Origin of the sequence: Paracoccus sp. (in: a-proteobacteria) (assembly GCF_030538495.1) — a bacterium.
Taxonomy (GTDB): Bacteria; Pseudomonadota; Alphaproteobacteria; order Rhodobacterales; family Rhodobacteraceae; genus Paracoccus.
This window is the reverse complement of the sequence record NZ_JAUNTW010000005.1, coordinates 73751-86821: the sequence shown is the minus strand read 5'-3', so window position 1 is coordinate 86821 and position 13071 is coordinate 73751. Positions and strand designations below refer to the sequence as shown.

The 13071-nt window shown below is 64.7% G+C and carries 9 protein-coding genes; 6 read left to right on the top strand and 3 right to left on the bottom strand.

Features of this window, described 5'->3' with window-relative positions; genetic code table 11:
- Nucleotide 1: 1 nt before the first annotated feature.
- Nucleotides 2–628 carry a membrane integrity-associated transporter subunit PqiC gene (locus Q4G20_RS06085; RefSeq protein WP_303342509.1) on the top strand — a complete coding sequence of 209 codons (627 nt, stop codon included), beginning with the start codon at nt 2–4 and terminating at the stop codon, nt 626–628.
- 11 nt (nt 629–639) lie between these two features.
- Nucleotides 640–1503, top strand: coding sequence for a hypothetical protein (locus Q4G20_RS06080; RefSeq protein ID WP_303342508.1), 864 nt, complete (start codon nt 640–642; stop codon nt 1501–1503).
- Here the strand turns inward: Q4G20_RS06080 and Q4G20_RS06075 are convergent.
- Together Q4G20_RS06075 and Q4G20_RS06070 are read right to left on the bottom strand one after the other, a co-directional pair.
- The gene (locus Q4G20_RS06075) at nt 1469–3664 is read right to left on the bottom strand and encodes a glycosyltransferase family 2 protein (RefSeq protein WP_303342507.1); all 2196 of its coding nucleotides are present in this window, start codon (nt 3662–3664) and stop codon (nt 1469–1471) included. The genes Q4G20_RS06080 and Q4G20_RS06075 overlap by 35 nt on opposite strands.
- A gap of 13 nt (nt 3665–3677) precedes the next feature.
- On the bottom strand, nt 3678–5444 hold the full coding sequence (locus tag Q4G20_RS06070) for an FkbM family methyltransferase (RefSeq protein ID WP_303342506.1): 1767 nt from the start codon (nt 5442–5444) through the stop codon (nt 3678–3680).
- Nucleotides 5445–5613: 169 nt separating this feature from the next.
- On the opposite strand from Q4G20_RS06070, the gene Q4G20_RS06065 reads away from it, so the two are divergent.
- The 4 genes from Q4G20_RS06065 to Q4G20_RS06050 all read left to right on the top strand — a co-directional run bounded on the left by Q4G20_RS06065 (nt 5614) and on the right by Q4G20_RS06050 (nt 11576).
- Complete coding sequence (locus tag Q4G20_RS06065) at nt 5614–7521, top strand: nidogen-like domain-containing protein (RefSeq protein WP_303342505.1); 1908 nt, start codon at nt 5614–5616, stop codon at nt 7519–7521.
- Nucleotides 7522–7610: 89 nt separating this feature from the next.
- On the top strand, nt 7611–9785 hold the full coding sequence (locus Q4G20_RS06060; RefSeq protein ID WP_303342503.1) for a rhamnan synthesis F family protein: 2175 nt from the start codon (nt 7611–7613) through the stop codon (nt 9783–9785).
- Nucleotides 9766–10872 (top strand): DegT/DnrJ/EryC1/StrS aminotransferase family protein, encoded by a 1107-nt coding sequence (locus tag Q4G20_RS06055; protein ID WP_303342501.1) that lies wholly within the window; start codon nt 9766–9768, stop codon nt 10870–10872. Before Q4G20_RS06060 ends, Q4G20_RS06055 begins: the two co-directional genes overlap by 20 nt.
- Complete coding sequence (locus Q4G20_RS06050; protein WP_303342500.1) at nt 10872–11576, top strand: acetyltransferase; 705 nt, start codon at nt 10872–10874, stop codon at nt 11574–11576. Before Q4G20_RS06055 ends, Q4G20_RS06050 begins: the two co-directional genes overlap by 1 nt.
- On the opposite strand, the gene Q4G20_RS06045 is transcribed toward Q4G20_RS06050, so the two are convergent.
- Nucleotides 11539–13068 (bottom strand): glycosyltransferase, encoded by a 1530-nt coding sequence (locus Q4G20_RS06045; RefSeq protein WP_303342498.1) that lies wholly within the window; start codon nt 13066–13068, stop codon nt 11539–11541. The genes Q4G20_RS06050 and Q4G20_RS06045 overlap by 38 nt on opposite strands.
- Nucleotides 13069–13071 lie beyond the last annotated feature (3 nt).

Genomic DNA, 13071 nt, shown 5'->3' with positions numbered 1-13071 from the left:
CATGATGAAACACCTGCTGCCTTTGTGTGCTGTTGCCGTCGTTGCGGCCTGTTCCAACCCCGAAAAAACCGGCGGCTGGCTGATTGATCCGCCGACCGCCGGGGTCCGGGTGCCGAACGCCTTGGGGACCGCCGAACTGAAGGACGTATCCCTGCCCGAATACGCGTCGGGGCAAGAGGTCGCGTTTCAGACCCCCGATGGCGCGGTGCGGTCAAACCCCGACAATATCTGGGCCGACAGCCCGGGCCGCGCCTTCACAAACGCCTTGGCGGGCGCGATTTCGGATATGTCGGGGGCGACGGTGATTGCCGAACCCTGGCCTTTGGCCGAACCGCCGCGCCGGGTCATTCAGGTGCGCGTGGATCGCGCCCTGACGCAGGCCGATGGGCATTATCGCCTGTCGGGGCGGTATTTCGTCGCCGATGACCGCGCGCAGGGGACCAATCATGTGCGCCGCTTTGACATTCGCGTGCCAGTGGCGGAGCCGGGCGCGGGCGGCACGGCGGGGGCGGCCAGTCAGGCCCTGTCGCAACTGGCGCAGCAAATCGCCACGCTGTCCGGTCCCGGCACCACGATTGCCACATCCGCCCCGGCGGACCCGTTCGCCAATCTGCCGCCGCTGTTCTGACGCGGCGGCCCATGTCCCGGCTGCCGGTTATCGCGACGCTGTGGATTGGCACGCGGCTGTCATGGCTGGAACAGCTATGCCTGAAATCATTCGTTGATGCCGGGCATGTGGTGTTTTTGTATTGCTATGACCTGATCGGGAATGCGCCTGCGGGCGTGACCCTGCGCGATGCGCGCGACATTTTCCCCGGCGATACGATCATCCGCCACGCCCGCACCGGCAGCCCCGCGATTCACGCCGATATCTGGCGGCTGCATCTGATGCAGCGGACCGACTATGTCTGGATGGATGCCGATATGCTGTGCATCCGCCCGGTGGATTTCGACATGCCGTTTGTGTTCGGGCTGGAAAAGCCGCATCAGGTCTGCAACGCGGCGCTGCGCCTGCCCGCGTCATCCGCGACCTTGGCGCGGCTGTTGGATTTCATCGCCGACCCCTATGCGATTGGGCCGTGGCTGAAACCCGACCAGCAGGCCCAACTGCGCGCCGCCGCCGACCGGGGCGAGCCGGTGCATTTTTCCCATCAGGATTGGGGCCTGACCGGCCCCGCCGCGCTGAGCCATTACCTGCGCGAAACCGGCGAATGGGACTATGCCCAGCCGCAGAGCGTGTTTTACCCGGTGTCGTTTCGCGACCGGAACAAAGTCATCCTGTCGCGCTTTGACATCGGCGCGGATTTTCTGACCGATCAGACGCGGACGCTGCATTTATGGGCGCGCCGTCTGAAACCGCGCCTGCACGAGGCCGAACAGAACCGCCCCCGTCGCGGCAGCTTTCTGGATCAGGCGCTGCGCCGCCACGGCATCACCCCCGAGGACGCGCCGATCCCTGCCCGCGTGGTCAATGCTGCGCATCCCCCGGATCATCCACGGTAAAGAAAAACGCATCATCCGGGTCGCGCGCCACCACGTCGTCGGGGATGCAGTGCGGCCCCTGCAAATACACCGCCGATCCGAAATGCCCGTGCAGCCGCGCCAGTTTCTGCATCCGGGGGCTGGTCAGTTCGTCGTAAAAATCGCGGTATTTGGGCATCTGTTTCAGATCATGGATGCGGGCGCGATGCGCGGCGACACAGGCGCGATGCGCGGCCGCGACGACCGGATCGGCCAGCAGGCGGTCATATTCGGCCGCGACCCGCGCCGCCATCCTCCGGGCGCGGGTGTCGGTGACGACATTGTGGTTCATGCGAAACCAGTAGGCTGCGCCTTGGTCGCGGTTGACATGGTTCACGCGGCCCCGGTCGCGTTTCACCAGAAAGCTGTCGGTTGACCGCACGGCGTAATGGTTCAGCGTCACCAGATCATAACCGACCGTGCCGCTGTGGGATCGCCACGCCGTGCGCCATTGATCGGGCGGCATCGGGTCGCCCGACCCGTTGACCCAACGAATACGGTCCACGGCGCCGGGTTGCAGCCCCTTGGGCCGATGCACACCCAATTTGCGAAACAGCCCGTCATTGCGAAACAGCGTTTTGAACCCCCAGGCCTGATGCGGTTTAGGGCTGCTGGCGCGCGCGCATTGGGTGAAGTGCTGCGTCACCATGGCGTCGGCGAAATCATCAATGCCGCCATTCCCGAACAGCCGCCATGTCATTGAAATCACATTCGCGTCCGGAACGGCGTCGAACAGAGCGGCCAGCGTGCCGTCGCCCGCATGGACCGCGATAAATTCGTCCACATCCATGCAGATCAGCCAATCGGCGCCGGTGACGCAGGGTTCGGTGTTGGCCTGCTCTAACGCGGCATGTTGGGGCTTCATCTGCAAGTCGCGCCACGGATTGTCGCGCCACTGGCACAGCCCGCGATCCTGCAACAGCCGCAGCAGGTCGTCGGTCCCGTCCGTGCAGTCATTGGTGTAAACCAACACATCGCGCACGCCGATGACGCGATGCCATGCCAGCCATTCCAGAATAAACGGCCCTTCGTTTTTCATCGTCGTGACAATGCAGACGCGGCGCTGATCGGGGGCGGTTGTGGCCGTGGCCGCGACCGGCACCGGAACGGGCCGAGCGCCCAGATCGCGGGCCAGATCGCTCAGCGTGGCGTCGGGGATCAGCGATGATTTCGGCACGATCTGGCTGATTTTCGCGCCCTGATGGCGCAGCGCCATACACCGCCAGAACGGCAGATGCCGACGGGGTGGGGCCGCGCCCACGATCCGGCGCACCAGCCAGACGGCGTCCGGCGGCAGAGCGGCGGGGACGGCGCACCACCGGCCTTCGCGCGCGTCGCTGTCAAAGCGGCGGCAAATATGATCGCCAAACCCCGCCCGGTCGCGCAGATCCCACGGATAGACCCGCTGCCCGACCAGCCCGATGATCCCCTCTGGCGCGGTTAGGGCCGCGTCAAAGACCGTGTTGCCGTTCACCCGCGCGATCAGGTCGTGGATTTCAGTATGGGCGACCGCCGCCGCATCGGCCAGAAACAGCGCCCGCATCAGGTCAAAGATCGGCCAAAACCCAAGGACCGAGGCCCACGGATCGGCAGCGGGCGGCGTCATGCGGTCTTTGCACGGCGCGTCGGGGGCGAAAAAGGGATGCGCTTGCGGCCCCATGCCGTCCACCCCCAAAGGCGCGGCGCAACTGACCACCACCACCCGCAGATCGCGCAGCCGGTCATCCGTGCGCAGCATCTGGCGCAGCCGGGCGGCCCGACGCCGCGCCAGACGGGGCGGCGCGCGGTCGATGATCAGTGCCCCATCCGCGCCGTGGCGGGTCTGGTGCCAGTCCAGCCAGTCGCGGATGATCGTGGGGTCTTCGCCATTGCAATGCCCCATCATCACCCGCCCCCCTGCCAACAGATCGGTGCGCGCAGGCGCAGGCGTCACCGGCGGCGGGTGGTCATGGTCCAGATCGACAATCGCCGCCCCCTGCGCGGCCCGCATCAGCCGGATGGTTGCGTCCTCTGCCCCCGTCAGGGCCGCTGTGTCAACCGCGCCGCGCAGATAAAACCGCGTGCCGCCCGGACGCGCCACAGCGGCGATGATCTGCGTGGATGTGGTGTGCCATTCGGGCGTCAGCAGGTGAAACTGAAACATCGCGCGCCCCGCGTCAGGTCGGGGTCGGCGCGGCATCGGGCCAGGCGTGCTGCAAAATCCAATCGCGCCGTTCCTGATAATCGGGCTGCGTGGTCAGTTCGCCAATCATATCGCGGTGCCAGTCACAGGCCGCGTCATGCAGCGCCATCAGGTCGGGGTCGGTCTGATGGTGGCGGGCGTGATAATCGCGCGCCGCCTGCATCACCGCCGGATGCGGGGCGGAGGTCGCCTGTTCCGACCGGTTGCGCATCCGCCAGTATCGCAGCGACACCTGCTTCCCCGGCACCACCACATCGCCGCGCTGCGTTTTCACCAAAAAGCTGCCCAAGGATCGCACGGCGTAATGGTCCAGCACCGCCAGATCGTAACAGCCGCGCGCATCGCTGCCGTTTTCCGACGGGTCATCATGAAACCACTGGGTCACGCGCCCCGACCCGTCCAGCCACATCGGAGGCACCGCGGCATCGCAGAAATCGGGGCGGTGATTGCGCAGCCGCATCAGCCGGTGCGACAGGCGGGTGATGGTTTTCACACCGCGCCGCGATTTGCGCAGGCCGGGGGTTTCGGATTCATGGCGCGGAAACTGATCCTGCACCCAGCCGGGGTGAAAATCGGTCTGCCCATTCGCGCCGTGATGCAGTTCCGACACCGACAGCGCGTCAAACGGCCCGGTCGCCGCGAACAGGTCAATCAGCCGCCCCTGCCCGACCCGGATGTTCAGAAACTCATCCACATCGGCCGAGATCACAAAATCGACTGCGGCGAATTGCGGCAGCATCTGGGTATAGGCCAAGGCCACGGGCTGAAACGCTCCGCTGCCCACGGCCTGCGCGGGGTTGGGCAGATGGGTCAGCGCGCCTTTCTGCGCCAGATGGGTCAGAATCCGGTCGGTGCCGTCGCGGCAATCATTGGTAAAGACGACAAAATCCGTGACTCCAATCGCGCGATGCCAGGCCAGCCATTCCAGAATAAAGGGGCCTTCGTCCTTCATGCAGGTGGTGATCAGAACGCGCGGCCGGGCTGCCGCCTGCGCCCACAGGCGGCAGGGGCGCACGGGCGTCAGGCTGCCCGGTGGCGGGACATGGGCCACATCCGCACGGCGTTCAAACAGCTGCACCGACCGCCCCGGCTGGTCGGGATGAACCGCGTAAAAACCCTGCGATTCCAGCACCATATTCAACGCCGCCGCCCCCTGAGGGCCATAAACGCGCGGGTGCAGTTCCAGCACGATATGACGCAAGCCCGACAGGTCGGCGCCGGTGAACAGGTCGCGTTCCGCGCCCTCGATATCGCAGATCAGGACGTTGGCCTGCGTCTGGGCCAGCAGGTCGTTCAGCCCCAGCACCGGCACCTGTTCCACGCGGTCAAAGGGGCGCGATTCGGGTTCGCCCGAACTGGCCCAGAAATCGGCGCGCAGATAAAAGGGCTGCGCCGGCCCGGTCTGCGCGGCGGCCAAGCCGTGACGCAGATCGACGCGGTCGCTGACGCCGTTCAGGCGGTGCGTTTCGCGGATCAGAGGCAGCAGGTCGGGGTTCGCCTCGACCGTGGTAACATGGGCGACGTCCGGGGTCAGGGCGGCAATGGCCGAACACAGGCCCAAGCCCGCGCCCAGCTCCAGCACCCGATCGCCGGACCGCAGCACCCGGCGCAACAGCGCGATTTCGCCCGCCTCGTATCGGTTGTTGCGCAAAGGGCGTTCGATTCGGGGGGTGATGATTCGCGGATCAAACGGGATGTGCACATCCTGCGATCGGATGGTTTCGCCGTATTGGGAATTCATGACACACCTTAACAACCTGAAATTGCACTATCCTTGTGGCGGCAGGCGCACAAGGCCAAGCCCAAAAAAAACGCTTGACAGTGAAAAGTGACGCGGCGGCAAGAAAACGCTTTGTTTTCACGAAAACGTGTTTACCATCGTTAAAGTATTTCCTGTGAAAGAGTATGCCATGCGTCAATTTCTGCTGCTTTCGGCCTGTCTGGCCCTGCCCCTGCTGACCCCTCAGGTGCAGGCAAAGCCGGTCGCGTTTGTGTTTTTTGAGGGGTTTGATAGTCTCGCTGAGCAGCGAGAGCCAAATGTCGAACCCCCAAGCGGTCTGGAAACCCTGAATAAAAAACTGCGCGACACGTTTCAGGGCATGAACTATTTCAGCCGTCTGTTTCAGTGGGATCAGGTCGAACAGGCAGTGAATTTCGTCAACAATCTGGGAGATGTGGCGATCTATACCGCCGGATTCAGCCGGGGCGGCTATGCTGCGGTGAGATTTGCTAATCAACTTAATGATCTGGGCGCGCGCGCGGTCGAACGGGCTTATCTGATTGATCCGGTGCGGTGCGGTGACGAGGATGAGACGAGTACCTGCTATTGGAATGCCGGTAAGTCCAGCGGTGACATTCACCTGACAGCAAACGTCAAATCAGCCGAAAGCGTTTATCAAGTCAGACGTCTCATGGACGTCTGGGACGATTTGAGAGGCGGAATAATTGCCGGCGAACGCAATGTGACGTGGGACGGCAGCGACGCCAATATCAACGTGAATGCCGAAACGCGGTATGAAGACGACCGGATCACGCACGTCAGCCTGCCACGCGACCCGCGCCTTCATGCCGATATGCTGGCCGATATGGCGGGCTATCTGGACAACAAAACCCTGTTCACAAATCTGGGCGGGGATACGGGTTTTGGCACGTTGGCGATGACGCGCAATGATGACGGATCGACGCAAGAAATCCAGTTGCCGTTCAAGGTGGATTTTGGCGGCCGCAAAACCGACCGGATTTTCATTAATAACAACGGCAACATCACCTTTGACCAGCCCTATGGCGCCTATACCCCCGAAGGGTTCGCGTCGCTGTCCACCCCCATGATCGCGCCGTTCTGGGCCGATGTGGATACGCGATGCGCGGAATGCGGCAATGTCTATGTCGCGGCGCCTGCGGCCGATACCTTTGTGGTGACGTGGAAGGATGTCGGGTTCTTTAGTCAAAATGCCAGCAAAACCAACACCTTCCAGCTGGTCTTGCGCGATCGTTACGACCTGACCGGCGATGCGTTTGACATTGAATTCCGCTATGACGATCTGAACTGGACCACCGGCGACGCCAGCGGCGGGGCCAACGGTCTGGGCGGAACGCCAGCCTATGCGGGCTTTACCGGCGATGATCGCACCGCGCCGCAGCAGCTGATCGGATCGGGGACGGCGGCGGTTCTGGACCTGCAAAACCGCAACAACCTGCCTTTGCATCTGTGGCCGGTGAACACCGGGCCGGTCCTGGAACAGGCGGGCCGTTTCGCCTTTGCCGTGCGGGGCGGAGAAACGCCGGGCGTGTCATCCGACAACCCTCTGATGCCGGATTCGCTCGATGGCGCATGGGTGTTCACCTATGCCACCACGCGGCTGGATCAGATCGTCTGGTCGGACCCGATTGTGACGGTCGGCTATGATTACGAAACGCAGGGCGACACGCGCTTCACCAGCTTTATTCTGCCGGAAAATATCGGCGGAGGTCTGTATGATCTGTGGCTGCGCGACGATGAGGGGTCGGTTCTGTCGATCGCTTTGGGCCTGATGGGCGGGATTCAGTATCAGTTCAGCCAATGGGGCCGCGATGCGGTTGATTTCTTTCGCATCACCGGAATTGATCCCGATGCGGGCGTGGACCCCAACGACACCCGCGCCTTTGTCACCGGCCTGACCTTTGCCCGGATCGGCGCGCAAAACTGGACGCAGACGCCTTTGACCATCGACACTGACCCGCCCGCGATTGCGCCGGTGCCGGTGCCTGCGCCGGTGGCGTTGATGCTGACGGGGCTGGCCGGGTTGGGGCTGATCCGCCGCCGGTCGCGCCACGCCTGACCCAAACGGACCCGCAGCGGCATCCGATCGCTGCGGGTTGCCCATGAACAGGGCTTGGATCACGTTCCAAACCGGGGTAGCACACCGGAATGGGCCGTTCTGTCGTTTTCCATATCAGCATCAGCGGTCGGCGCGCGCTTCGTCATGGATGGGGCGATACCGGATATGCGCAAGGCTTGGCGCGCGCGTTGCAGGCCCAAGGGGCTGAAACGCATCTGTTTTACCGCGACGAAGACCCCGTCGTCACCGGCCATAACGATGTGGTGCTGCGCATTGTCGGCCCGCATCTGGCCGAACCGGTCACGGGCCTGCCCAATCTGGTCTGGATCATCAGCCCGCCGAATTTCGCGTCGCTTGATTTGCTGCGCCGTTATCAGGGGGTGTTTTGCGCGTCCGAATGCCTGGCCCATCGTCTGCAATCGCAGCAGGTCCGCGCGCATGTGATGCAGCAGGCGACGGACCCCGCGCATTTCAACCCCGATCTGTGGCCGCAGGATGGCGGGCCTCTGCCGATTGCCTTTGTCGGCGCCTTGGACAAACGCGCGCCGCGTCCGCAGGTGATTGCGGCGGTGCGCGCGGGGCTGCCGGTGTCAGTCTGGGGGCCGGGATGGGAAGGCGCGATCCCGGCCGAATACTGGCGCGGCCCGCATCTGGATTACGACGGGTTGGCGCAGGTTTACGCGCGCGCCCAGATCATCCTGAACAGCCATATGCCCCGCATGGCCGAACTGGGCATGATGAGCAATCGCAGCTTTGACGCGCTTGCATCGGGGGCGGCTGTGGTGTCGGATCGGGTGCGCGGATTTGGCGATCCTGACCTGCCGGACCTGCATCAGGTGGATTCCTGCGACCAGATGATCGCCCGGCTGCGCGACCTGCTAAGCCAGCCCGCGCCCGGTCCCGACGAACGCCGCGCGCGCCATGACCGGGTATGCACGCGATACAACTTTGCCGCGCGCGCCGCCGATCTGATCGCCCATGCGCGGCAGGTGCTGGATCAGGGGCAGGTCGCGCGCCCGGCCTTTGGCGCGCCGCGCCCGGAGATAACCGCATCTGTGTCGGTGCCGATCGATGATGTGCAGGCGATGCAGACCAGTGCTGTTCAGATCGTGCGGGCGGCGGATGATCTGGCCGCCGGTCGGCGGGTATCGGTGCCTCCCCCATCCGATGCGGATGTGATCCACGCGCTGACGGCGGATCTGCGCCAGATCGTTCAGTTGGCCCCCGGTCCCGACGCCGCCACCGGGGCCGAGCCACTGCTTCAGCGCGCCCGCCTGCTGGTTGAGGCCGCAACCGACCGCCAATCCCCCTTTGCGCTGCCGCAGATTGCGGGGCAACAGGCGCGCATTCTGAATTTTGTCATGATGCAGCGCCCGCTATGGGACCATCAGCCGTCGCTGTTTTCACGCGACGCGCAAAAGGTCAGCCTGCGGTTGCAGCCTCGCGCCCGCAGTGTCACGATGGCGCGCCCTGTGGGGGTGTTTCTGCACCTTTATTATGCCGATCTGGCCCCGGTTTTCGCGGACCGGCTGAGTGTGATCGACGCGCCGGTGCGGGTCTATATCTCGACCGATGGCGACGATAAGGCCGCGCTGATCCGCGCCAGCTTTCCCGATGCCGATATCCGCGTCACGGAAAACCGGGGCCGCGATATTTACCCCAAACTGTTTGCCTTTTCTGATGCCTATGATGCGCATGATGTGGTGCTGCATCTGCATGGGAAAAAATCGCTGCATTCGGGGCGGTTGGATCAGTGGCTGGAACATATTCTGGATTGCCTGCTTCCGTCGCGTGACCAGACGAACCGGATTTTGTCGCTGTTTCAGACCATTCCCCGGCTGGGGCTGGTCATTCCGCTGACCTTTCGCGGCGTGTTAAAGGCCGCGCATTGGGGCGCGAATTACGATATCGGACGGGAATTGGCGTTTCGCATGGGGCTGACCGATCCTTTACCCGATGATAACATGCTGCGCTTTCCGGTGGGGTCGATGTTCTGGGGCCGGGTCAGCGCGCTGCGCCCGGTTCTGGATCTGAACCTGACACCGGCGCATTTCCCCCCCGAAAGCGGGCAGGTGGATGGCACGCTGGCCCATGCGATTGAACGCATGATCGGGGTGGGCTGCACGGGTTCGGGGCATCACATCCTGCCCGTTGCGGGCCGTGGCGTCAAAGCGCATAATCGCTTTCTGCGCAGCTATGGCCGCAATGCCGATCTGCGCAAGGCATTGGACACAGGGGCGTTTTATGACGACGCACAGGACTGATCGCGTCCTGTCGGTGGGCCAGCCGATTGTGCCGGACCCGGTGCGTCTGGCGGCGCTGATGGGGGAATCGCTGGCGGCGGGGTGGCTGACCAATGGCGGGCCGCTGCATCAACGGTTGGAACGCGCGATTGCGCCGCGACTGGGGGGCGGTTCCATCGGGTTGGTGTCGTCGGGGACCATGGCGCTGATGGTGGCTCTGCGCTTGGGCGATCTGCCACCGGGGGCCGAGATCATCACCCCCGCCATCAGTTTCGCCGCGACGGCGCAGGCGATTGCGTGGTGCGGGTTCCGGCCTGTCTTTGCGGATGTGGACCCCGACACGCTGACGCTGTGCCCAGATGCGGCGCGGGCGGCGATCACACCCCGGACGGCGGCGATTCTGCCGGTGCATTTTCTGGGCCATCCCTGCGATCTGGACGGGCTGGCGGCGGTCGCGCGTGATGCGGGGCTGTGGCTGGCCTATGACGCGGCGCACGCCTTTGGGTTAACCGTTCAGGGCCGCGCGATTTCCGAATGGGGCGATGCGTCCGCGTTTTCGTTCCACGCAACGAAACTGTTTCACACCGGCGAAGGTGGCGCGGTCGTTCTGCCCCCACCCGGCCAGACCCAGCGGATCGCCCGGCTGCGCAATTTCGGCCTGTCGAATGGCCGCATGGCCGGGCCGGGAATCAACGCGAAACTGCCCGAATCGGCGGCCGCCATGGGCTTGGCCGTGCTGCCCGAACTGGATGCGGAGATCGCGGCGCGGGGGCGTCTGCGCGCGGCCTATGACGCGGCGCTGCCGGGGATGGGGCAGCATCGCGCGCGCGCAGGCGTCAGCGACAGCCTGTTATATTACGCGCTGCGCCTGCCGCCTGCACGCCGCGCCTCTGCTGTGGCCGCACTGGCCGATGCACGGATTCTGGCGCGCGATACTTTCCCGCTGCTGTGCGGGCCGGGAACCTGCTTTCCCGATGCGCCCATCATCACGGCCCGCACGGAACCCACAGCCCCCACCGTCGCGCCGCAGGTCATGGCGCTGCCGTTTCACGGTGGCGTCACCGATACCGATGTGGCACGCATCGGCGCAATCTTACGGGGGCTGTGATGAGATCAACAACCGATTTCACCGATCTGGTGCTGTTTGGGGCGCGCGGCACGGCGCAGATGATCCTTGCCGGTCTGGAATCATTCTGGCAGGGGCGCGTCACCCTGCGCGCCGTCGTGGACGAGGTCGATCACGGCCACACCCATCCCTTGGGCGTGCCGGTGATTTCGCCCGATGACCGGGCGCGGCTTTATCCCGATGTGCCGGTGATGCTGGGCGCGGGGCGACCCGACATCCGCCAGCATATGGCCCGCCAGATCTGGGATCAGGGCGGCGTGCTGGCCACGGCTGTGGCGCCCGGCCAATATCACACCGATGCCGATGTGACCTATGGCGCGGGCTGCGTCTGCGTGCCGCATGTGCGCATCGGCCCCAATGTCCGCATCGGCACCGGCGCGCAGATATTGGGCGAATTGCTGGCCCATGATGTGACGGTGGGCGATTGGTCCACGGTCGGGATTGACGCCGCCGTTCTGGGCCATGTCACGATCGGGACCGGGGTCAACATCGCGCCGCGCGCCGTGATTGGCAATGGCACCGCCGACCGACCGCTGACCATCGGGGACGGCGCGATTATTGGCGTGGGGGCGGTCGTTGTTCGCGATGTGGCCCCCGGCGCGCGCATGGTTGGCAATCCGGCGATGACGGTGGATCGCTGGCGCGCGCTTAATCGTCTGTTGGATGGGGCCTCAGACGCGCCATAACGGCGCGGGCATAGGCGGCAAAGCTGGCCTCGGACGCGATGAACCGCCGGATCTGGCGGCGACGGCCCACCCCCGCCCCGACCGAGGCCACAGCCGCCGCGACAAAGCCCGCCTGATCGCCCGGCGCGATGAACTGGCCCACCGATTCCGCCTGACCGATCAACCCAATATCAGCGGCATAACCGACAAAGGGCGTGCCGACCTGCGCCGCCTGCATCGCTGTGGTCGGCCCCGCATCCTGGCGCGAGGTTAACAGATACACATCCGCCACCCGATACCACGCCGCCGCATCATCCACAAAACCGGGCAGGATCAGGTGCAGCCCCCGCTTCATGGCCTCATCCGCCAATCCTTGCGCCCAGCCGTCCCGCGCGCCCAGCCAAATGAACGCGGCATCCGGCAACGGATCCCGGATCGCCCATGCCGCCGCCAGAAACAGGTCAAACCCCTTGCGGTAATCGGCATGACCGGCGCTGATAAACACGGGCCGCCCCGCAAACCGCCGCCGCAGCGCCCGCACGCGCCCCCGGTCGATCACCGCCGGCGTCAATCCGGGCCGCAGCACCGGCAACGGCCCCAGATCCCCGGCATAGGCCGCCGCCATCCGCGGAAAGGACGCGATGATCTGCACCCCCTCCGCTTGGGCATCCCGCAACGGGTCCAAGAGCCCCTGCGCCACGGCGTAATCCCGCATTTCATGCAGGCACAGCACGCAAGCCCGCCCCCCCAGATGTTGCGCCAGATCGGCCACAACGGCGGTCCCCAACACCACTGGCACATCACCCGGCAGACGCGCAGCGATTGCGGCGATGTCCCAGCCCTCGGCCAGAACCGCGACGGGTCCGATGTCCTGAAAATGCGGGAACAGAGGCCCCGCGCGCTGCGTCATGAACAGGGGCCGCCACCCGTCCCGCGCCCATTCCCGCGCCAGATTCAGCGCCAGCATCGGCACCCCCGCCGCCTGCATATCGTGAATGGCAATGACCACGCGGTCCGGCGCGTTCAGCCCCAATGCGCCATAATCCCCCCGCGCACAGGGCCGAGGAACCCCCTGCCCCGTCACGACATAATGCCGAAACGGATGCGTCGTCCCCAACGGCAAATAACAGCGCGCATAAAACGCCGCATCAAAACCCGCCGAAGGACGACGCAATTCCTGATCGCCATGGCGAATGAAATGCAGCGCCGCCTGCGCGCCCAAATCCGCCAGATCGGGGTGATGGCCGACATAAAACCCCGGATCAATCAGCGGATGCGGCTGCCTTATCTGGCCCTGATCGGTGCGGATCAGAAAATCCTCGACCGCCGTGCGCGCGCCTTGGGCGGCCCAATTGGGGTAACGCGCCTTATAAAACGACGTGCTGAAATAGGGGCAGGGATCATGCCCCATCCGGTCCCCCCGCGCCACAAAATGCGCCAAAGCATCACCCTGCACGCCGTAACGGGCGGCGTAAAAATCGGCATCAAACAGATCATGATAATCAAGCGTCATGTC

Excerpts from the sequence above, each read along its gene's own strand:
- Q4G20_RS06055 (WP_303342501.1), top strand. The coding sequence starts at position 9,766 with ATGACGACGCACAGGACTGATCGCGTCCTGTCGGTGGGCCAGCCGATT.
- Q4G20_RS06075 (WP_303342507.1), bottom strand. The coding sequence starts at position 3,664 with ATGTTTCAGTTTCACCTGCTGACGCCCGAATGGCACACCACATCCACG.
- Q4G20_RS06065 (WP_303342505.1), top strand. The coding sequence starts at position 5,614 with ATGCGTCAATTTCTGCTGCTTTCGGCCTGTCTGGCCCTGCCCCTGCTG.
- Q4G20_RS06085 (WP_303342509.1), top strand. The coding sequence starts at position 2 with ATGATGAAACACCTGCTGCCTTTGTGTGCTGTTGCCGTCGTTGCGGCC.
- Q4G20_RS06080 (WP_303342508.1), top strand. The coding sequence starts at position 640 with ATGTCCCGGCTGCCGGTTATCGCGACGCTGTGGATTGGCACGCGGCTG.
- Q4G20_RS06045 (WP_303342498.1), bottom strand. The coding sequence starts at position 13,068 with ATGACGCTTGATTATCATGATCTGTTTGATGCCGATTTTTACGCCGCC.
- Q4G20_RS06050 (WP_303342500.1), top strand. The coding sequence starts at position 10,872 with ATGAGATCAACAACCGATTTCACCGATCTGGTGCTGTTTGGGGCGCGC.
- Q4G20_RS06070 (WP_303342506.1), bottom strand. The coding sequence starts at position 5,444 with ATGAATTCCCAATACGGCGAAACCATCCGATCGCAGGATGTGCACATC.
- Q4G20_RS06060 (WP_303342503.1), top strand. The coding sequence starts at position 7,611 with ATGGGCCGTTCTGTCGTTTTCCATATCAGCATCAGCGGTCGGCGCGCG.